The 19,180-nt window shown below is 70.6% G+C and carries 18 protein-coding genes, 1 tRNA gene and 1 other RNA gene; 6 read left to right on the top strand and 14 right to left on the bottom strand.

Annotation, left to right across the window (positions count from 1 at the left end; translation table 11 throughout):
- Positions 1-283: 283 nt before the first annotated feature.
- Together ABT336_RS08865 and ABT336_RS08860 are read right to left on the bottom strand one after the other, a co-directional pair.
- Positions 284-1,627, bottom strand: coding sequence for a class I SAM-dependent methyltransferase (locus ABT336_RS08865; RefSeq protein ID WP_350895943.1), 1,344 nt, complete (start codon positions 1,625-1,627; stop codon positions 284-286).
- Entirely contained in the window at positions 1,624-3,021 is a 1,398-nt protein-coding gene (locus ABT336_RS08860; protein ID WP_350895942.1) for an FAD-binding oxidoreductase, read from the bottom strand. Before ABT336_RS08860 ends, ABT336_RS08865 begins: the two co-directional genes overlap by 4 nt.
- A gap of 93 nt (positions 3,022-3,114) precedes the next feature.
- Here ABT336_RS08860 and ABT336_RS08855 point away from each other — a divergent pair, with 93 nt between their 5' ends.
- The 3 genes from ABT336_RS08855 to ABT336_RS08845 all read left to right on the top strand — a co-directional run bounded on the left by ABT336_RS08855 (position 3,115) and on the right by ABT336_RS08845 (position 4,467).
- Entirely contained in the window at positions 3,115-3,390 is a 276-nt protein-coding gene (locus tag ABT336_RS08855) for a hypothetical protein (protein ID WP_350895941.1), read from the top strand.
- A 4-nt stretch (positions 3,391-3,394) separates the two neighbouring features.
- Positions 3,395-3,679 (top strand): DUF427 domain-containing protein, encoded by a 285-nt coding sequence (locus tag ABT336_RS08850; RefSeq protein ID WP_350895940.1) that lies wholly within the window; start codon positions 3,395-3,397, stop codon positions 3,677-3,679.
- Positions 3,680-3,744: 65 nt separating this feature from the next.
- On the top strand, positions 3,745-4,467 hold the full coding sequence (locus ABT336_RS08845) for an RICIN domain-containing protein (RefSeq protein ID WP_350895939.1): 723 nt from the start codon (positions 3,745-3,747) through the stop codon (positions 4,465-4,467).
- A gap of 56 nt (positions 4,468-4,523) precedes the next feature.
- Here ABT336_RS08845 and ABT336_RS08840 read toward each other — a convergent pair whose 3' ends face one another.
- The 3 genes from ABT336_RS08840 to ABT336_RS08830 all read right to left on the bottom strand — a co-directional run bounded on the left by ABT336_RS08840 (position 4,524) and on the right by ABT336_RS08830 (position 7,103).
- On the bottom strand, positions 4,524-5,045 hold the full coding sequence (locus ABT336_RS08840) for a hypothetical protein (protein WP_350895938.1): 522 nt from the start codon (positions 5,043-5,045) through the stop codon (positions 4,524-4,526).
- Between the two features lie 166 nt (positions 5,046-5,211).
- A complete protein-coding gene (locus ABT336_RS08835; protein ID WP_350895937.1) occupies positions 5,212-6,180 on the bottom strand; it encodes an aldo/keto reductase in 969 nt (322 codons plus the stop codon).
- A 101-nt stretch (positions 6,181-6,281) separates the two neighbouring features.
- Positions 6,282-7,103, bottom strand: a complete 822-nt coding sequence (locus ABT336_RS08830) for a TrmH family RNA methyltransferase (RefSeq protein WP_350895936.1) — start codon at positions 7,101-7,103, stop codon at positions 6,282-6,284.
- Between the two features lie 206 nt (positions 7,104-7,309).
- Here ABT336_RS08830 and ABT336_RS08825 point away from each other — a divergent pair, with 206 nt between their 5' ends.
- Positions 7,310-8,524: a hypothetical protein gene (locus ABT336_RS08825; RefSeq protein ID WP_350895935.1), complete on the top strand. Its 1,215-nt coding sequence runs from the start codon at positions 7,310-7,312 to the stop codon at positions 8,522-8,524.
- Entirely contained in the window at positions 8,521-9,096 is a 576-nt protein-coding gene (locus ABT336_RS08820; RefSeq protein WP_350895934.1) for a hemerythrin domain-containing protein, read from the top strand. Before ABT336_RS08825 ends, ABT336_RS08820 begins: the two co-directional genes overlap by 4 nt.
- A gap of 164 nt (positions 9,097-9,260) precedes the next feature.
- Here ABT336_RS08820 and ABT336_RS08815 read toward each other — a convergent pair.
- Both ABT336_RS08815 and ABT336_RS08810 read right to left on the bottom strand, forming a co-directional pair.
- Positions 9,261-9,333, bottom strand: a tRNA-Ala gene (locus tag ABT336_RS08815).
- A 92-nt stretch (positions 9,334-9,425) separates the two neighbouring features.
- A complete protein-coding gene (locus ABT336_RS08810; protein ID WP_434742996.1) occupies positions 9,426-10,016 on the bottom strand; it encodes a YqgE/AlgH family protein in 591 nt (196 codons plus the stop codon).
- Positions 10,017-10,370: 354 nt separating this feature from the next.
- Between ABT336_RS08810 and mdlC the strand changes: the two genes are divergently transcribed.
- Positions 10,371-11,966 carry a benzoylformate decarboxylase gene (gene mdlC / locus ABT336_RS08805; protein ID WP_350895976.1) on the top strand — a complete coding sequence of 532 codons (1,596 nt, stop codon included), beginning with the start codon at positions 10,371-10,373 and terminating at the stop codon, positions 11,964-11,966.
- 241 nt (positions 11,967-12,207) lie between these two features.
- On the opposite strand, the gene ssrA is transcribed toward mdlC, so the two are convergent.
- From ssrA to pruA, 7 genes are all read right to left on the bottom strand, one after another.
- Positions 12,208-12,582, bottom strand: a transfer-messenger RNA (tmRNA) gene (gene ssrA / locus ABT336_RS08800).
- A 124-nt stretch (positions 12,583-12,706) separates the two neighbouring features.
- Positions 12,707-13,186: an SsrA-binding protein SmpB gene (gene smpB, locus ABT336_RS08795; protein ID WP_350895932.1), complete on the bottom strand. Its 480-nt coding sequence runs from the start codon at positions 13,184-13,186 to the stop codon at positions 12,707-12,709.
- 148 nt (positions 13,187-13,334) lie between these two features.
- A complete protein-coding gene (ftsX, locus tag ABT336_RS08790; RefSeq protein WP_350895931.1) occupies positions 13,335-14,210 on the bottom strand; it encodes a permease-like cell division protein FtsX in 876 nt (291 codons plus the stop codon).
- 70 nt (positions 14,211-14,280) lie between these two features.
- The gene (gene ftsE / locus ABT336_RS08785; RefSeq protein WP_350895930.1) at positions 14,281-14,961 is read right to left on the bottom strand and encodes a cell division ATP-binding protein FtsE; all 681 of its coding nucleotides are present in this window, start codon (positions 14,959-14,961) and stop codon (positions 14,281-14,283) included.
- A 118-nt stretch (positions 14,962-15,079) separates the two neighbouring features.
- The gene (gene prfB, locus ABT336_RS08780) at positions 15,080-16,201 is read right to left on the bottom strand and encodes a peptide chain release factor 2 (RefSeq protein ID WP_350895929.1); all 1,122 of its coding nucleotides are present in this window, start codon (positions 16,199-16,201) and stop codon (positions 15,080-15,082) included.
- A 159-nt stretch (positions 16,202-16,360) separates the two neighbouring features.
- Entirely contained in the window at positions 16,361-16,879 is a 519-nt protein-coding gene (locus ABT336_RS08775; protein WP_350895928.1) for a PadR family transcriptional regulator, read from the bottom strand.
- Between the two features lie 237 nt (positions 16,880-17,116).
- On the bottom strand, positions 17,117-18,745 hold the full coding sequence (gene pruA, locus ABT336_RS08770) for an L-glutamate gamma-semialdehyde dehydrogenase (RefSeq protein ID WP_350895927.1): 1,629 nt from the start codon (positions 18,743-18,745) through the stop codon (positions 17,117-17,119).
- Positions 18,746-19,180 lie beyond the last annotated feature (435 nt).

Raw genomic sequence — 19,180 nt, 5'->3', positions numbered from 1 at the left:
CGGTCGCCGGCCCGGGGTCGGCGGGTCCGGCGACGAGACCGTCGGCCCGGGGTACAGGGCGGACGGGGCACCGAGTGCACCGGTGCCGGCTCGGGCGGACACGGCCGGCCGATCAGCCAGCACAGGAACCGGGTCATCGCCCGCATGTACCCGCCCCGGGCGGTGCTTACTCGTCGCGGGGGGCGTGAAGTTCGGCGGCGAGTCGACCGAGGAACTCACGGAACCGGTCCTCGCCGTGTGGGGTGTCGATCTCGTCGGTCAGCGGACCGTCACCCCACCCGGGTCAGGGGGTCCAGTCGGGGCGCAGCGGGTGGCGACTCCGTCCGTCCGGACCGGTCCGGGTGGCCAGGACCTGGTGCAACTGGATGCCGTTGCGCTCGAAGGCCAGGCGGGAACCGGCCATGTAGAGACCCCACACCCTGGCGGTGCCCGCCCCCACCTCGCCGACGCAGTCCCCCCAGTTCGCCACCAGGTTCCGACCCCAGGCGGCCAGGGTCAGCGCGTAGTGGCGGCGCAGGTTCTCCTCGTGCTGCACCTCAAACCCGACGTCGTGGATCTCGCCGATCAGCCGCCCCGGACCGGCCAGTTCCCCGTCCGGGAAGACGTACCTGTCGATGAAGGCACCCGACCGGTGCGGTGCCCGGTTGTCGGCCCGGGTGATGCAGTGGTTGAGCAGCCGCCCCTCGGGACGGAGCCGGTCGCGCAGCGCCACGAAGTAGCCGGGGTAGTTACGCACCCCGACGTGCTCGGTCAACCCGATCGAGGAGACCGCGTCGAACCGTTCCCGGGGGGCGTCCCGGTAGTCCAGGTGGCGTACCTCGGCGAGTCCGGCCAGCCCCTCCCGTTCGATGGCCGCCCGAGCCCACTGCGCCTGGGCCGCCGACAGGGTCACCCCCAACGCCCGGACGCCGTACTCGCGGGCGGCGTGCCTGACCATCCCGCCCCACCCGCAGCCGACGTCGAGCAGCCGCATCCCCGACCGCAGCCCGAGCTTCTGCGCGACCAGGTCGTACTTGGCCGCCTGGGCCTGCTCCAGGGTGTCCTGCCCGGAGCGGAACACCGCGCAGGTGTACGTCATCGACGGGCCGAGCACCCGTTCGTAGAAGGCGTTGGAGACGTCGTAGTGGTGGGAGATGGCGGTGCTGTCCCGGGACCGGGAGTGACGCAGTCCGCCCATCAGCCGCCGCCACCGGGGTAGCGCCTCCTGCGGAGGCGGCGTCGGGGGCAGCAGCCGTTCCCACCCGAGTCGACGGACCAGCTCCACCATCTCGGTCACCGCCGGGGTGCGTACCCGGAGTTCGTCCTTGAGCAGCCGCAACGCCTCGTACGGATCCCCCGGGTGGACCCCGTCCAGAACGAGGTCACCGCTGACGTACGCCCGGGCCAGGCCCAGGTCCCCGGGGGCGGTGATCAGGTACGACAGTCCCCGTTCGGACCGGACCGTCAGGGTGATGCCGCTGTCTGCGGGGCCGACCCCGGTGCCGTCGTACCCGGTGATGCGGATCGGCGGCACCCCCTCGGTGAGTGCCCGGACGACGTCGGCGACGGTCGTCCGAGAACGACGGGTGACTGGTGACGGTTCGGGCGGGATGCTCGCCGTACCCGGTTCTCGATCGGTCAGGCTCATCGTCGTGCCACCGCCTTCTCGTACAGTCCAGTGAGCCGATGCTGCGGGTCGTACCGGTTGCGGACGGCGCGCCAGGCCGCGCCGCCGTAGAGCCTGTCGAAGGACTCCCGGTCGTAGTAGGCGTCGGAGTAGAGCGACTTGTGGCCCCCCGCCTGCGCCACCGCCTGCTCGACCGCCCTGTTGACGGCACCGTCGGCGGCCCCCGGTGCGATCGGCACGCTCCCCCAGAAGCCGACGTTGACGTAGCTGCGTCCCGGCCGCAGCGGGTACAGCGGCCAGGCGCGGGCGGAGCCCGGCCCCGACGGTTCCCGCAGCCGCAGCGGGCAGAGCCACACCGGGCTCATCCCGACGGTGCGGGCGAACCAGCGGAGGAACTCGGCGGTGTTCTCCAGCGGGACCTCCACGTCCTGGACCACCCGTTCCCGCTGCTGCCGGCCGCGTATCCGGTCCAGCCTGGCGAACACCCGGTGCCGGTGTTCCAGCCTGACCAACCGGTGGTAGACGTCGCTGCGCCGCCACCGGGTCGGCCAGAGGCGGCGCAGCACCGGATGCTGCACCCCGAACGCCGCCGAGCACCAGAACCAGTCGGTGTCCCACCGCCACAGGTAGTCGTGGGTGCGCAGGGTGTCGTGGGTCCGCTCGCGCAGCGACCGGTAGTAGATCGCCTGGCCGGTGTAGTCGCTCACCGACCGGGCCCGGTCGGTGAAGGTCCCCAGGACGAGGTACGCCTCCCCCGGGCTGAACATCACCCCGTCCATCGCGTCGACCTCCACCCCCTCCCACGACCGGGTACCGGTGATCTCGCCGATCGCCTCGACCAGCTCGGTCAACCCGGTGAACCGGACGTTGCGCAGGGCCACGAACCGGCGGACCGGCTGGAGGTCGATGCGCAGCCGGGTGGCGTACCCGAGGCTGCCCAGGGAGTTGGGGAAGGCGGCGAAGAGGTCGGCGTGGTCCCCCTCGGGGCGGGCGGTGACGATCTCACCCGCCCCGGTCAGGACGTCCATCTCGCGTACGGACTCGTGCGGCAGGCCGTGTCGGAAGGAGGTGGACTCGATCCCCAGCCCGGTCACCGCCCCGCCGAGGGTGATGGTGCGCAGTTGCGGCACCACCAACGGCATCAACCCGTGCGACAGGGTGGCCTCGACGAGGTTCTCGTACGTGCACATGCCCTGGACGTCGGCGGTACGGGCCACCGGGTCGACGGCGAGGACGCCGCCCAGCCCGGTGACGTCGAGCCCCGGCGTCCGGGGCGTGGCGCGGGGGCGGAACAGGTTGGATGTCCGCTTGGCCAACCTGACGGTCTGTCCGGGGGGAACCGAGTCGTAGGAGCGTCGGAGCCGGTCCACGCCGTAGTCGTGGTCCATCGACCAGTCGGCACGCACCGCACACATGCGATCACTGTAAGCTCCCACCGACCGGGTCAGTGAGGATTTCCCGCCCCGTCGGGCGCGTCGCGGCCGCCCCCCGGCGGGTAGCGTGACCTGGTGTCCTCGTCTGCGCGTCACGTCCCGGGAACCGGGGCGGGCGGCCCCCCGACGCTGGTCGTGGACCCCACCGACCGGTGGCTCGCCGCGATGATTGACGCCTGCGCGGCCACCGGAGAGGGGTACGACCGGGCCGCCGGGCGCTCCGGGATCTGGGCGGCCGACGGGACCATCGTCGTCGAGGCCGGGCCGGAGCCCGGTGCGGTGGTCCGGGCGAACCTGCTCGACGCGACGGTGGCCGTCGATGGCGACGGACGGCCGGGACGCCTAGGCTGACGGCATGCCGAGAGCCGTCTGGAACGACCTGGTGATCGCGGAGAGCGACGACACGGTGGTGGTCGAGGGCAACCACTACTTCCCCCGCGCGACGCTCCGGGAGGACGTCCTGCGGGACTCCGACACCCACACGTACTGCCCGTGGAAGGGCACCGCCTCCTACCTCTCCCTGGAGCACGCCGGGGTGAGCAGCACCGACGCGGTCTGGTTCTATCCCGAGCCGTTGCCGGACGCGGCGATGGTCCGGGACCGGGTGGCGTTCTGGAAGGACGTCACGGTCGTCGACTGATCATCGCCGATGACCAGGCCGGGGGTGGCCGACCGACGGATCGGGGCCTCGGTGAGGATGCCCCCATGCCCCTGCACGACGAACGACCCGACGCCGCCGGCACCGTCTACGGCACCCAACGGGCGCGCCGCCCCGGTCTGCCCCGTGATCCGCTGCTGCGGTTCGCCCTGGCGACCGGGCTGGTCGGTGTCCTGGTGGGAGCGTTCTTCGCCACCGGTGCGTTCGGTGGGGACGCCCAGGCGCCGGTCTCGGCCCAGGCCGCCACGTCGCCCACCGCCCCGACCCCGTCCGAGTCGCACACCCCCGACCCGACCCCCACCACTGTCGAGCCGACCCCCTCCCCCACGCCCAGCCCGCCACCGGCTCCGACTGGCGTGTCCGGCCCGACGGTCTTCCGGAGCGTCGCCGCCGGACGGTGTGTCGGCACCGACGGCGGCCACGAGAAGGCCCGCGCCGAACTGACCGACTGCACCGGCGCACCGGAGCAGCAGTGGGTCGCCGGCCCGGTCGGCCCGGACGTGGTCACCCTGACCAACGCCGCGTACGGCCAGTGCCTCGACGTCGAGGGGGCCAGCGGCGACGACGGGGCGAAGGTCCAGCAGTTCGGCTGCCACGGCCAGGGCAACCAGCAGTGGCGGGTCCATCCGGCCGGGGAGGCGGCGGTGCTGCTGGTCAGCGTCGCCTCCGGCAAGTGCGCCCAACCCGAGGGTGGCGGCAGCGATCCCGGCACCGACCTCGTCCAACTGCCCTGCACCGGGGGCGTGGAACAGCAGTGGGCGACCGGCTGAGTGGACAGTCGACGCGGTGCCGGCAGGAGGTGCCGGACCCGGGGTCGGTCGACCAGTCAGCCGGGGTGGGCGGGGCCGTCCGTCGGCACCGGCCTGGTGACCGGTCGCCGCACCGGTGCCGCCCGCAGCGCCCGCAGCTGTTCGAGGTGGGCCGGCAGGTGCACCCGCTGGTGCAGGTCGAGGGTCCGCTCCCAGGGCAGGACCTCGTCCACGACCAGGGCGAAACCCTCCCGCAGGTGGGTCTCGACCGGGGTCTGTTCGGCCAGGCCGAGCCGTTCCACCAGGTCGCAGAGGTTCGCGCTGGTGGTCCGGAACAACTCGGTCAGCCCGGACAGCCCGCCGTACTCGGAGACCATCGCGTCCAACTGGGGTCGGTGGATGGTCTCCAGGTCGTAGTAGGCGAAGGTGGAGCCGGCCAGCACCGCCTCGGTCGCCTCGATCATCAACTCGTCGTTGGCGGCCAGGTGCGCGACGATCTGCTCGGCGGTGAGGTCACCGTCGGCCGGCAACCCGAACCCGCCGGCGTCGATCTCGTCGAGCACCTCCGCGTACACCTGCCGCAGGTGGCCGCTCTCCATGCCTCCCAGTCAACCCCGACCGGCACCCGTCGCCCGGCCGCTCGGCCACCTCTTTCACCCGTTCGGGAGACCGCCGGGACCGGCCCGGTCGCCTGGTCGTCGACCCCGGTCACCGCCCCGGACCAGGCCGGTCACCGCCCCGGACCAGGCCGGTCGTCGATCCCGGTCACCGTCCGAACCGGGCCCGGAGCAGCTTCGGTACGGCGGCCAGCCAGGTGACCGGCCGGAACGCCCTGGCTGCGGTGGACAGGGCGGCGTACTCGGTGTCGGTGAGGTCGATGTCGGCGGCGGCGACGTTGCGCTCCACCTGCTCCACGCTCGACGCACCGGGGATGGCCACCACGTTCGGGTGCCGCAGCAGGTAGGCCAGGGCGATCTGACTCGGGGTGGCGTCGTGGGCGTCGGCCACCTCACGCAGGGCGGCGATCAGCGGTGCACCCCGCTCCAGGTTCTCCGGCAGGAAGTACGGGTTGGCCCGGCGGACCGCCCCGGAGGGCGGGTTGTTCGCGTCGTACCGGCCGGAGAGGAAGCCCTGCGCCAGCGGGCTGTACGCCAGCACGATCCGCCCGGCCTGCTGCGCGTACGGGAGCAGGTCCTCCTCGGGGCCTCGGTCGATCATGCTGTACCGCACCTGGTTGCTGAGCACCCGTCGGCCGAGTGCCGCCTCGGCGAACCGCCAGCGGCGCAGGCTGTAGTTGCTCACCCCCACCTCGCCGACCAGCCCGAGGTCCTGGAGGGTCCGCATTCCGTTCATCGTGGTGGTGTCGGCGATCACCGGGTTCGCCTGGTGCACCTGGTACAGGTCGATGTGCCGGACCCCGAGCCGGGTGGCAGAGGCGACCGCCCGCTGCTGCACCACCGGGGCGACCGGAAACACCGGGAGGATCTTGGTGGCCACCACCACCCTGTCCCGCTCGTCGCCGAGGGCGGCACCGAGGATCCGCTCGCTGCGGCCGAAGCCGTACAGCTCGGCGGTGTCGAAGAGGGTGACCCCCAGGTCGAGTGCGCGCCGGACGATGTCGGCGGCGCGGCGTTCGTAGTCGGAGCCGTACCCCCACTCGCGGGAGCCGAACTGCCAGGTGCCGAGGCCGATCCGGGAGACGGGCCGGGGAGTGTCGAGCTGCACGTACCGCATGCCTGGGAAGCTACCCCGCCCGACGCGTTCCAACCCGAAGGCGAGAACCTTCCGTCGGGCTGTCACCTTCTGCCGCCGGTGTGACGGGGGTCCCCGCCCGGTCACCGCCGCGAGCGTTGCCGCGCCGCCTCGTAGAGGGCGACGGTGGCGGCGGTGGCGGCGTTCAGGGAGCTGGCCGCGCCGGTGATCGGGATGCGGACCGTCCGGTCGCAGGACTCCCGCCAGGCGGCACTGATCCCGTGGGTCTCGTTGCCGACGACGAGGACGGTGGGGCCGGTCAGGTCGTGCGCGTCGATGTCGACGTCACCGTTCTCGTCGGTGCCGACCACCGTGACCGGGACCCCCGACCCGCGGGCCACGTCGACCAGGTCCAGCACCTCCCGATGGCTGGGCACCCGGACCACTGGTACGGCGAAGAGCGAACCGGTGCTGGCCCGGACCGCCTTCGGGTCGTACGGGTCGGCGGCGTGCCCGGTGACGATCACCCCGGCCGCGCCGAAGGCGTCCGCCGAGCGGACCATGGTGCCGATGTTGCCCGGGGTGGTCGGCCTGTCGAAGACCAGCACCAGTTCGTCGTCGCGCAGCGGGATCCGGTCCAGCCGGTCGGCGGGCAGTTCGACCACGGCGAGCAGCTCCGGCGAATCCTCGTCCTTGCCGCCGAGTTCCCGCAGCAGCTCACCGGCCATCGCCACCCGGGTGGCGTCGACCCGGTCGAGGAGGTCCCGAGCCCACCGGGACCCGGTCACCCCGTCGGGGTGCACGAGGGTCCGGATCCGCCACCCGTGCTCGACGGCGAGCGAGATCGGGCGTACCCCCTGGACGAGGAACTCACCGGCCCGCTGCCGCTTGGTGCGATTGGTCAGCAACGCCTGCCACTGCTGGAACGTGGCGTTGCGGGTGGTGATCCTCAGCGTTCTGGTCACGGTGCCGGGGAGCCTCTCGTCGAGGGGAGCCGTCAGACCGTCGTCGCGGACGGCTCCGCGGTCGGGGACGACCCTACCGAGATCACCCTCCGGACGGGCGACGAGCCCGACCGGACCGGCCGGGAAAAGTACTCCCCGACTTTCCGGTTTAGGGCGACTGCGGAGGGTACTGGCCGAGTCACCGGTAACTCAAAAAGGGGTATCTGATGACATTCAATCCACTCGTCGAGAAAGGCATTCCTCTCGACCGACAGCTGCGAAACTGGCGCGAACTGGACGTGGAGCCGCTCGACCCGGACGCGGTGGACCCGTACACCAGGTGTCGGGTGATCGTCATGAACGGGATCGAGATCGAGTCGATCATGTTCAGCCACCACATGGCCCGGACCTGCCCCGACCCGGAGGTGAAGCGGCAGCTCGCGTACACCCGCTACATCGAGGCCCAGCAGCAGAAGGTGGTCAACTGGCTCCTGCCGCCCATCGCCAGCACCCTCGAAACCACCATCGCGTACGAGCAGGTGGCTGTCGACCTGACCGCCTGGATCGCCCGGATGGAGCCGGACCCGTACCTGAAGCAGGCGTACGAGTTCGGGGTGCTCGAAGACTTCGACCACCTGTACCGCTATGCCAACCTCTTCGAGATGATCGAACGGCGCAAGGCGCGGAAGGTGGTCGACGACCTCACCGAGGTGATGCCCGGGCGGCCGACCACTGTGCACCACAGGCATCCGTACGACAACGTCCGGGACCCGTACGACCGCAACACCGTCGACCCCCTGTCCAAGCTGCACGCGCTCACCGTCATGTCGGCCGAGCAGCAGACGATGAACTTCTACATGAACGTCGGTCCCCAGTACATGGAGCCGATCGCCCGCCAGCTCTACGTCGAGATCGGCATGATCGAGCAGGAGCACGTCACCCACTACGAGTCACTCGTCGACCCCGGGGAGACCTGGTGGGAGCGGCTGGTCAACCACGAGTACAACGAGGTCTACCTCTACCACTCGTTCATGACCCAGGAGCCGGACCCGAAGGTGAAGGCGATCTGGGAGCTGCACCTCAACATGGAGCTGGCCCAGCTGCAGGCCGCCTGTGACCTGATGCGCCGCTTCGACGGGCGCGAGCCCGAGGAGGTCCTGGCCCCGCAGCTTCCCGTGCCTGTGACGTTCGAGCCCAACAAGGAGTACCTCCGGCACCTCCTCGGCACCCAGATCGACCTGACCACCCTGGGGGCCGGATACGTCCGGGAGGCCCACGAGCGGTTCGAGAGGTTGCAGGAGCAGATCCACGGTGACGAGAAGCCGGCTAGCGAGCGGGTGATCGACATGCACCGGGAGCGCTTCGGCGGCGAGTACCGGATCGAGACCGAGGGGCCGCATCCGGTGGAGTCGCTGCGTCGGCCCGAGGACGGCGACCGGTGACGGCGCAGCCGGGCGTCGACCCGACAGACGGGGCCGACGTGATCGACCTGCTGCTCGCCCAGCACGCCCGGATCGAGGAGCTGTTCCGGATGGTCGCGGCGAGCGAGGGCGAGTCGAGGCAGCATGCCTGGGACGAGCTGACCCGGCTTCTCGCGGTGCACGAGACCGCGGAGGAGGAGATCGTCCACCCACTCGCCCGTGGCAGCATCGACGGCGGAGCCGACGTGGTCGACGCCCGGCTCGACGAGGAGCGAGAGGCCAAGGAGCTGCTCAAGGGCCTGGTCGACGACGGCCCGCAGACGCCCGACTTCGACGCCCGGTTCGCGGCGCTGCGGACGGCGGTGCTGGAGCACGCGACCCGGGAGGAGCGCTACGAGTTCGTGCAGCTGCGGGCCGCGCATCCGCCCGAGCGCCTGGCGAACCTGGCCCGGGCGGTCCGGATGGCCGAGGCGGTGGCCCCGACCAGACCACACCCCGGCGTGGAGTCCGCGACAGCGAACCTGATGCTCGGTCCCCCCGTCGCGATCGTCGACCGGGTACGCGACGCGATCCGGACCGCGATGCGGGACTGATCGCGAAAGGCGCAGCGCAGCGCTGTCGACGATCGCAGACTGCGCAGCGGCAGCGCGGGACCGACCGCAGACTGCGTGATGCGGGGCTGGTCGCAGACGGCCACGGAAAAGGGTTCAGGACCCGATCGATCTGCTCGATCGGGTCCTGAACCCTTTTGCTCGGGTGGAGCCGAGGGGACTCGAACCCCTGACCCCCACACTGCCAGTGTGGTGCGCTACCAGCTGCGCCACGGCCCCCCACTGCTGTCCCGGTCGCCCGGGCACTGGCGAAACTATACACATCTCGGCCGTCACGGTCACATCGCGGGGGTGCCCGCGGGGCCGGTCCGTCAGTTCAGCGCCACGTCCGGCGGGAAGTGGGCGACGGCGGCCAACATGCCGCCCTGACGGCGCAGGACCATCGGCCAGAGGTCGTCCGGGCGATCGACGAAGGCGTCCCCCGGCAGGGCGTCCAGGACGAACCAGGACCCCTCCTCGATCTCCTGCTCCAACTGGCCCGCGCCCCAGCCGGAGTAACCGGCGAAGACCCGGATGCCGGCGACCTCCTCCCGCAGCCGTTCCGGCCCGACCGACAGGTCGACGGTCCCGACCGCCCCCGAGACCTGGTGGAAGCCGCGCAGCCGGCGTACCGGGCTGTGCAGGCGGGCCAGGCAGATCGCCGAGTCGGGTTGGACCGGGCCGCCCTCGAAGAGGACCGCCGGGTGCCGGGCCAGGTCGTTCCAGTCGCCGAGCACCTCGGCGACCGGCACCTCGGTCGCCCGGTTCAGCACCACGCCGAGCGCCCCGCCCGGCTCGTGGGCCACCAGGAGCACCACCGTACGGTCGAAGTTCGGATCCTTCAGCGCGGGAGTCGCGACCAGCAACCGTCCGGTCATGGACTCCGTCACATGACCGCCAATCGCCGGACCCTCCCTGTGCATGTCAACCATCCGACAACCGAGTCGCCAGCGGATCCTGGCACCCGCAACCGCGCCCGGACGTCGGGGAGCACCGACGCACCCCGCTCACGTGCGGCGCGTCGTACCGTCGCGCCCTGCGCGCTGTCACCGCCATGCCTGGCACCATAGCCTGCACCCCCGTTGCTGGTTAAGGCCTCTGACCGAGGGTGATCGACTTTGCCGGTGGCGTCGTCCCCCGGCGGCGACCCTCCGACCCCCGTCGAGCTGCCCCTTCCTCTGCCCCGCCCCGGGCACCGCTGGCCAAAATTGCCTTCTCATCACGATTGTCCGGTTACATTCGCTGTGAGCGGCTCGCACACGGGAGGCGGGGTGACGATGGCCACGGTCCGCGACACCACGTACGACCTGCTGCGCAGTCTGGGCCTGACCACTGTCTTCGGCAACCCGGGATCCACCGAGGAGCCCTTCCTCCAGGACTTCCCCGCCGACTTCCACTATGTCCTCGCGCTCCAGGAGGCCTCGGCGGTGGCGATGGCCGACGGGTACGCCCAGGCCACCCGCCGCCCCGCCCACGTCAACCTGCACACCGCCCCGGGGACCGGCAACGGGATGGGAAACCTCGTCACCGCCTGGCACAACCGCACCCCGTTGATCGTCACCGCCGGGCAGCAGAGCCGGGAGATGCTCCTGCTGGAACCCCGACTGGCCAGCCCCCGCGCCACCGAACTGGCCCAGCCGTACGTCAAGTGGAGCCACGAACCGGTCCGGGCCCAGGACATCCCGGCCGCCCTGATGCGGGCGTACGCCACCGCCGTCCAACCACCGACCGGGCCGGTCTTCCTCTCGCTGCCGATGGACGACTGGCAACAGCCGTCCGACCCGCCCCCGCAGCTGCGCACCGTCGCCACCCGGTACGCCCCGGACCCCCGCCGGTTACGCGAGTTCGCCGAGATCGTGGCGGCCAGCCGGACCCCCGCCCTGGTGTTGGGTGCCGCCGTGGACCGGTCCCGAGCCTGGCCGGCGGCGGTGGACCTGGCCGAGAAGCTGCACGCCCCGGTCTGGTCCGCCCCCGCCCCCGAACGGGCCAGCTTCCCCGAGGACCACCCCTACTTCCGGGGGGTGCTGCCGTACGCCATCGCCCCGCTCGCCGAGGCGCTGCACGGCCACGACACAGTCCTGGTGGTGGGTGCCCCGGTGTTCCGGTACTACCCCCACCTGCCCGGCGCCCACCTGCCCGACGGCGCCCGCCTCCTGCACGTCACCGACGACCCGGAGGAGGCCGCTCGGGCCCCCGTCGGGGAGAGCCTGCTCGGTGACCCCGGCCTGACCCTCGACGCCCTGGTGGACCTGCTGCCGGTGACCGACCGGCCGGAACCGGCCACCCGCCCCGCCCCCGACCCGCCCCGGGCCGGTCTGCCGCTCACCGCCGACGCCCTCTTCGCCACACTGGCCCGGCACTGGCCGGCCGACGGGGTCCTCGTGCAGGAGTCACCGTCCAACCTGGCGGCCCTGCGCCGTCGGCTGTGGATCCGGCGTCCGGCGTCCTACTTCACGATGGCCAGCGGGGGCCTCGGCTTCGGGCTGCCGGCGGCGGTGGGTATCGCCCTGGCCGAACGGGACACCGGCCGACGGCGACCGGTGGTGGCGGTGATCGGCGACGGCTCCTTCCACTACTCGGTGCAGGCCCTCTGGACCGCCGCCCGGCTCCGGCTGCCGCTGATCGTCGTGGTCCCGGTCAACCAGCAGTACGCCATCCTCAAGGCGTTCGCCGCCCTCAAGGACACCTCGGGGGTCCCCGGGCTGGACCTCCCCGGGGTGGACCTCACCGCGCTGGCCCGAGGCTACGGCTGCGCGGCGGTGGTGGCCGACACCCCGGAGGCCATCGGCGACACCCTGGCCACCGCCCTCCTCGCCGACCGCCCCACAGTCATCCCCGTCCCCATAGACCCCGAAATCCCCACCCTCCTCTAACCCACCCCACCCCCACCCCCACCCACCCCACCCCTCCCCCCTCTCCCCCCTCCCCCGGTCCTCCCCCACCCCGTTGATCAAGGGATTTGGGTCAAGCCTGGGCCGGATTCTGACGCAAATCCCTTGATCAACGCGGAAACCCGGAAACCCGGGGAGGGGTGGGGGTGGGGGTGGGGTGGGGGTGGGGAGGGGTGGGGACAGGGAAGCGCCCCGGTCTGGGAGGACCGGGGCGCTTCGCTGGTGGTGGAGGTGCCGGGAATCGAACCCGGGTCCTTCGCCGGTTTGACAGGGCTTCTCCGAGCGCAGCTCGCTGTGCCTCTACTCGGCCCCTCCGATCACGCGAGCGAGTCGGTGTGACGGGCCCAGTCGCTGATTGATCTCGCCGCACGGACCCCGCGACCGGGTCCGGTTGGCCAGCCTTCTAGCTGATGCCGGCTAACTGGGTCGAAGGCGCTCCCAGGCCGACAGACTCACTACTCGCCTCAGGCGGCGAGAGCGAAGTCAGCGCGATTTTGCTTGGCGCTTATAGTTTCCGACGAACGATTCTCGAGACGACGTCGGCTTCCTCGGCTCGCTTCCCCTGCCGCAACGTACGAAGTCGAAACCAGTCACCCCCTCGACGGCTGCCCTTCGTGGCAGCACCCCCATGTTAACGCCTCGCGCAACGGGATTCATCCCGAGGCCGGTCCACCGACGACCCGCAAACTGACGAAACCCCAATAACGGACGAAACGCCTGAACTACTCGTGCATTCCCTTGCTGCGCCGACCGGCGACCCGGGCGATCTCCCGGTCCGCGTCCCGCTTGGCGAGGTCCTGCCGCTTGTCGTACGTCTTCTTGCCCTTGGCCAGGCCGATCTCGACCTTGGCCCAGCCGTCGGAGAAGTACACCTGCAACGGGACCATGGTCAACCCGCTCTCCCGGGTCTTGCCGATCAGCCGGTCGATCTCCAACCGCTTGAGCAGCAGCTTGCGGGTACGCCGGGGCTCGTGGTTGGTCCAGGTGCCCTGGGTGTACTCCGGGATGTGCATCCCGTGCAGGTACAGTTCGCCGCTGCGTTCCTGGGCGAAGGCGTCCACCAGCGAGGCCCGCCCGGCGCGCAGCGACTTGACCTCGGTGCCGGTCAACGCCATCCCCGCCTCGTACGTGTCGAGGATCGAGTAGTCGTGCCGGGCCTTCTTGTTGGAGGCGACGACCTTGCGCCCCTTCTCCCGTGGCATTCGGTTGCCACCCCCTTCCCGCCTCGCCGCGAGGCACAAGGCCGCACGGCGGAGATCATGCTACCGGAACGTCGAAGGCCCTCCCGCACCGTTTTGTTCCCGGCACGGGAGGGCCTCGCAGAGACCGTGGGGGATGCCCCGCAGGTAACTAGACCCGCAGGTAGAACCGGAGCGTGACCCAGGCCGTGACCGCGCTGACCAGGGCACCGATGCCCGCCATCAGCGGGAAGGTCAGGAAGATCTCGCCCCAGCTCACCGGCGAGAAGAGCCCCTGGAGGCTGGAGAGCGCCCCGTCGAAGAGGAACGTCTTCAACCCGACCAGCGCACCGAGGCCGAGCACCGCGCCGATCAGACCGGCGACGACCGCCTCCAGGACGAACGGCGCCTGGATGAACCAGTTCGAGGCACCGACCAGCTTCATGACCGCGACCTCACGCCGTTTGCTGTACGCCGCCACCTGGATGGTGTTGGCGACCAGCATGAGGGCGGCGATCGCCATCGCGATGGCGGCCACCAGGGCGACGTTCTGCCCGGCGGTGAAGAGGTTGAAGATCTTGTCCAGCACCCGGCTCTGGTCGACGATCTGGTCGACGCCCTCGACTGAGGAGTACTGGTCGTTGATCTGCCGGTACTGCTCAGGGTCGACCAGCCGCAGCCGGAACGACTCCGGAAGCTGGTCCGGCTTCACGGCGTTGACCAGGTCAGGGGCGTCCTGGTACATCTCCTTGAACCGCTCGTACGCCTCGTTCTTGTCGACGTAGATGGTCTCCCGAACGAGCGCGTCGGACCTCAGCTGGCCCTCCAGGGCCGTCCGCTGCTCCTCGGTCGCCTCCGGCTTGAGGAAGATCGAGACCTCGACGTTCTCGAAGTAGAGGTCCTTCATGTCGGCGACCTTGTTGTAGACCAGGCCGCTGACGCCGAGCATGGTCAGGGACACGGCCATCGTGATGATCATCGCAATGGTCATCGTCACGTTGCGCCACAGTCCGACCAGTACCTCGGACAGGACGTATTTCACGCGCATCGGGGGTTCCTCCGGGTCTCCGGCATGAGGTGTTCGTCGTCAGGGTGTTCGGCGGGGGTACCGGGCCGGCTCACCCGTAGACGCCGCGGGCCTGGTCGCGCACGATCCGGCCACTCTCGATCTCGATCACTCGCCGACGCATCTGGTTCACGATGTTGGAGTCGTGCGTGACCATCACGACGGTCGTGCCGGTGCGGTTGATCCGGTCCAGCAGACGCATGATCTCGATGGACGTGTCCGGGTCGAGGTTACCGGTCGGCTCGTCGGCCAGGAGGATCAGCGGACGGTTCACGAACGCCCGCGCGACCGCGACACGCTGCTGCTCACCACCGGAGAGCTCGTGCGGGTAGCGGTGCTCCTTACCGCCGAGACCCACCAGCTCCAGCACCTCCGGTACGACCCGACGCGCGACCGCCTTGGTCTTGCCGATGACCTCCAGGGCGAAGGCCACGTTCTCGTACGCGGTGCGGTTGGGCAGCAGCCGGAAGTCCTGGAAGACACAGCCGATGGACCGCCGGAAGTGGGGACGCTTCCAGGATCGCAGCGACGTGACGTCCTTGTTGTTCACCACGACCCGCCCCTTGTTCGGGGTGACCTCGTGCAACAGCATCTTGATGATGGTGGACTTGCCGGAGCCGGAGGGCCCGATGAAGAAGACGAACTCGCCCTTCTCGATCGAGACGGACACGTTGTCGAGCGAAGGCCGGGACGCCTTCGGGTACGTCTTCGTCACTTGCTCAAGCTGAATCACGGGTGGTGAGTCTACGCCGTGTAATCGCAACGCCAAGTCCCACGCCCGGGTGATACGTGGCGCGTCATCCAAATGCCCGGTCAGGGGGAGATCGACCGAGCGCAGCGCCCGCGAACGGTCACGCGCTGTTGTCGGCGAGCTGCTGCTGCTTGCGCCAGCGGATGCCGGCCTCGATGAAGGCGTCCAGGTCACCGTCGAAGACCGAACTCGGGTTCCCCGTCTCCTGCTCGGTGCGCAGGTCCTTCACCATCTGGTACGGGTGCAGGACGTACGAACGCATCTGGTCGCCCCAGGAGCCGGCGGCGTCGGTCTTCAGACCCTCCAGCTTGGCCTGTTCCTCCTGGCGCTTACGCTCCAACAGGCGGGCCTGGAGGACCCGCAGGGCGCTGGCCTTGTTCTGCAGCTGGGACTTCTCGTTCTGGCAGGTGACGACGATCCCGGTGGGGATGTGGGTGAGCCGGACCGCCGAGTCGGTGGTGTTCACCGACTGGCCACCCGGACCCGAGGAGCGGTACACGTCGACCCGCATCTCGTTCTCGGGGATGTCGACCTGGTCGGTCTGCTCCACCACCGGCAGCACCTCGACCCCGGCGAAGCTGGTCTGCCGCCGCCCCTGGTTGTCGAAGGGGCTGATCCGGACCAGCCGGTGGGTTCCCGACTCGACACTGAGGGTCCCGTAGGCGTACGGCACCTTGACGGTGAAGGTGGCCGACTTCAGGCCCGCCTCCTCCGCGTACGAGGTCTCGTAGACCTCGGTCGGGTAGCCGTGCCGCTCGGCCCACCGCAGGTACATCCGCAGCAGCATCTCGGCGAAGTCGGCGGCGTCGACCCCGCCCGCCCCGGCCCGGATCGCCACCAGCGCCTCCCGCGAGTCGTACTCGCCGGAGAGCAGGGTGCGGACCTCCATCTCCTCGATGGCCTTGGTCAACCCACCGATCTCGGTCTCGACCTCGGTGAGCGCACCGGTGTCGCCCTCGTCCTCGGCGAGTTCCAGCAGCACGTGGGCGTCGTCGAGCCGCGAACGCAGACTGCCCAGCTTGCTGATCTCCCCGTTGACGTACGACAACTGGGAGGTCACCTTCTGGGCGCGGGCCTGGTCGTCCCACAGGTCGGGGGCGGAGGCCTCCTGCTCCAGGCGGGCCTTGTCCTTCCGCAGGCGGTCGAGGTCGAGCACCGCCTCGATGTTGCGCAGGGTCGCGTCGAGGTCCTTGAGCTGTTCGGCGTAATCGGCAGCGGTCACGACAAACAAGCGTACTGCTCGGAGGAGGAGTGAGCGTGCGAGCCCCGCACACCGAGCCGAATCAGCCCAGCTCGGAGGAGGAGTGAGCGTGCGAGCCCCGCACACCAAGCCGAATCAGCCCAGCTCTCGGGCCAGCCCGGCTCGCCGGGGTCGGGCGGGTCAGCTGCCGACCGGGGCGCTCTTGAGCCAGGAGAGGGCGGCCTTGTGGTAGGCCACCGCGAACTCCAGGGCGCTGGCGTCGTACGCCTCGCCCTCCTTCTTGGCGTTCTTGACCTGCTCACGGACCGCCGCCAGGGCCTCGGTGTGGTACTCGTTGGCCGTGGCGTAGAGGTTGCGGAGCTGGTTCGCCGAGTGCAGGTCCCCGAAGGCGATCCGCAGCGCCACCGGGTTACGGATCGTGTCCTTGCCCGGGTTCTCGGCCAGCCACCGGGAGAACGTCCGTTTCCCGGAGGCGGTGATCGCGTACGGCTGGCTCATCCGGGGGCCGGGCTTGCCCAGGCGAACGAAACCCCGCTCGGCCAGCACCGGCAACTCGCGGTAGACCTGACTACGTGTCATCGACCAGTATGGCGCCAGTCGGCGCTCAGCGGCGGCCATCAGTTGGCCGCCTGTCATGGGTCCCTCGTGCAGCAGCCCGAGCAGAGCTGCCGCCGTGGGGTTGACTCCGGATTCCGCCATGCCCATTACGCTGCCACTTTGCGGTCGCGGCGTCCAGGATTTCACCATTTCGGCACCCGTGTGGGACTTCCTATGTGCACTGTCGGCCGACGACAGTCCGACATGCCGGCACGACCCGTCATCTCCTGTCACCCTCGGTGACCAGATGCCGGGTGCGGCGGTTCCCGGCCGGGACTGCCGCCACAGTGCTCCCCGACGTCACCGGACCGGGTGACGTCGGGGGCACCGTGCACCGTTTCAGCCCATGTGCGGGTATTTGTGATCGGTGGGAGGCACGAAGGTCTCCTTGATGGTCCGGGGCGACATCCACCGGACCAGGTTGTGCCAGGAACCGGCCTTGTCGTTGGTGCCGCTGGCCCGGGCACCGCCGAACGGCTGCTGCCCCACCACCGCCCCGGTCGGCTTGTCGTTGACGTAGAAGTTGCCGGCGGCGTACCGCATCCGCTCGGCGACCGCGTCGACGACCCGGCGGTCGGTGGCGAAAATCGACCCGGTGAGTGCGTACGGGGCGATCGCCTCGGCCTGGGTGACGACGTCGTCGAAGCGGGCGTCGTCGAAGACGTGCACACCGAGGATCGGGCCGAAGTACTCGGTGGTGAAGGTCTCGTGTGCCGGGTCGGTGCACTCGAAGAGCGTGGGCCTGACGAACCACCCCACCGAGTCGTCGGCGGTCCCCCCGGCCCGGACGGTGCAGGAGTCGTCACCGTTGATCAGATCGAGGGCGGCGGTGTGCCGGGCGTACGCCTTGGCGTCGATCACCGCCCCGCCGAAGTTACGGAAGTCGGTCACGTCGCCGTAGGTCAGCGCCTCGGCGGTGGCCGCGAGCCGGTCACCCAACCCGCCCTCCCACAACGACCGGGGGACGTACGCCCGGGACGCCGCCGAGCACTTCTGGCCCTGGTACTCGTACGCGCCCCGGATCAGGGCGGTGTGCAGAGCCTCGGGGTCCGCGCTGGGGTGCGCGACGACGAAGTCCTTGCCGCCGGTCTCGCCGACCAGGCGGGGGTAGCCCCGGTACCCGGCGACGTTCTGCCCGACGGTGCGCCACAGGTGCTGGAAGACGGTGGTGGAGCCGGTGAAGTGGATGCCGGCCAGGTCCGAGTCGGCGAGCACCACGTCGGACACCTCCTCCCCCCGTCCGGTGACCAGGTTGATCACGCCGGGTGGGAGCCCGGCCGCCTCGAACAGCCGCATGGTGAAGTGGGCGGCGAACTGCTGGGTGGGCGAGGGCTTCCAGACCACCGCGTTGCCGACCAGGGCCGGGGCCGACGGCAGGTTGCCGGCGATGGCGGTGAAGTTGAACGGGGTGACCGCGTAGACGAAGCCCTCAAGGGGCCGGTGGTCGAAGCGGTTCCACACTCCCGGAGAGGACCGTGGCTGCTCGGCCAGCAGGTGCCGGGCGAAGTGCACGTTGAACCGGAGGAAGTCGATCAGCTCACAGGCCGCGTCGATCTCGGCCTGCACCACCGTCTTGGACTGGCCGAGCATGGTGGCCGCGTTGAGGGTGTCCCGCCACGGCCCGGCGAGCAGATCGGCGGCGCGCAGGAAGACCGCTGCCCGCTCCTCGAAGGGCAACGCCCGCCAGCCGGGGGCGGCGTCCTTGGCCGCCTGGACGGCGAGCCGGGCGTCGTCGTGGGTGGCGTGCGCGGTGACGCCCAGCACATGGGCGCGCTGGTGTGGCGCGACGACGTCGATCCGCTCCCCGCCGGCCATCCGGGACGTGCCAGCGATGGTCATCGGCAGGTCGATCCGGTCACCCGCCAGTTCGGTCAACCGCCGCCGGAGCCGGTCGGCGTCGGCACTGCCCGGCTCGTAGCTGCGTACCGGCTCGTTGTACGGGTCGGGTACGTCGAACACAGCGTCCATCACGGCTCCTGATGCTCTCGGCGGCGGGGGAAACCGGTCCCGCAGACGTTCGGCCGGGTGGCCGGACGCCGGAAGCCGTGCGCGGGGTACAGCCGGTCACGGCGGCGGAACCTGCCGCGATTCTGTCACGCGGGGTGCCCCGGCCGGCGGGTCGCGGGGGCGCACCGGACCGGCCCGCCCGGTCGGGCCGCGAGGCCGTCCGCGCCGGTGCGCGTACGCTGAACAACCGGTTGACCACCCGGCCCACGGGGTCGTACCCGGGGGCCGGAGAACCGTCGAAGGGGAGACGATGAGCAACGATCCCGGCAGCGCCACCACGGAGCAGGCGTCGGCCGCCCCGGTGGCCGCCGACGGGACCGGCCCGTCCACCGACAGCGGCCCGACCCCCGGGGCCGAGGCCGCGACCCCCGGCCCGACGGGCGGAGCCGAGGCCGT

The organism is Micromonospora sp. NPDC000207 (assembly GCF_040300925.1).
GTDB lineage: Bacteria > Actinomycetota > Actinomycetes > Mycobacteriales > Micromonosporaceae > Micromonospora.
The sequence above is the reverse complement of the archived record's forward strand: the minus strand, read 5'-3'. Positions and strand labels throughout refer to the sequence as shown.

Coding starts and splice junctions, on each gene's coding strand:
- pruA (WP_350895927.1), bottom strand. CDS start 18,745: ATGGACGCTGTGTTCGACGTACCCGACCCGTACAACGAGCCGGTACGC.
- ABT336_RS08835 (WP_350895937.1), bottom strand. CDS start 6,180: ATGCGGTACGTGCAGCTCGACACTCCCCGGCCCGTCTCCCGGATCGGC.
- ABT336_RS08845 (WP_350895939.1), top strand. CDS start 3,745: ATGCCCCTGCACGACGAACGACCCGACGCCGCCGGCACCGTCTACGGC.
- ABT336_RS08810 (WP_434742996.1), bottom strand. CDS start 10,016: ATGCACAGGGAGGGTCCGGCGATTGGCGGTCATGTGACGGAGTCCATG.
- ABT336_RS08825 (WP_350895935.1), top strand. CDS start 7,310: ATGACATTCAATCCACTCGTCGAGAAAGGCATTCCTCTCGACCGACAG.
- ftsX (WP_350895931.1), bottom strand. CDS start 14,210: ATGCGCGTGAAATACGTCCTGTCCGAGGTACTGGTCGGACTGTGGCGC.
- ABT336_RS08860 (WP_350895942.1), bottom strand. CDS start 3,021: ATGTGTGCGGTGCGTGCCGACTGGTCGATGGACCACGACTACGGCGTG.
- ABT336_RS08850 (WP_350895940.1), top strand. CDS start 3,395: ATGCCGAGAGCCGTCTGGAACGACCTGGTGATCGCGGAGAGCGACGAC.
- mdlC (WP_350895976.1), top strand. CDS start 10,371: ATGGCCACGGTCCGCGACACCACGTACGACCTGCTGCGCAGTCTGGGC.
- ABT336_RS08775 (WP_350895928.1), bottom strand. CDS start 16,879: ATGGCGGAATCCGGAGTCAACCCCACGGCGGCAGCTCTGCTCGGGCTG.
- smpB (WP_350895932.1), bottom strand. CDS start 13,186: ATGCCACGGGAGAAGGGGCGCAAGGTCGTCGCCTCCAACAAGAAGGCC.
- ABT336_RS08840 (WP_350895938.1), bottom strand. CDS start 5,045: ATGGAGAGCGGCCACCTGCGGCAGGTGTACGCGGAGGTGCTCGACGAG.
- ABT336_RS08865 (WP_350895943.1), bottom strand. CDS start 1,627: ATGAGCCTGACCGATCGAGAACCGGGTACGGCGAGCATCCCGCCCGAA.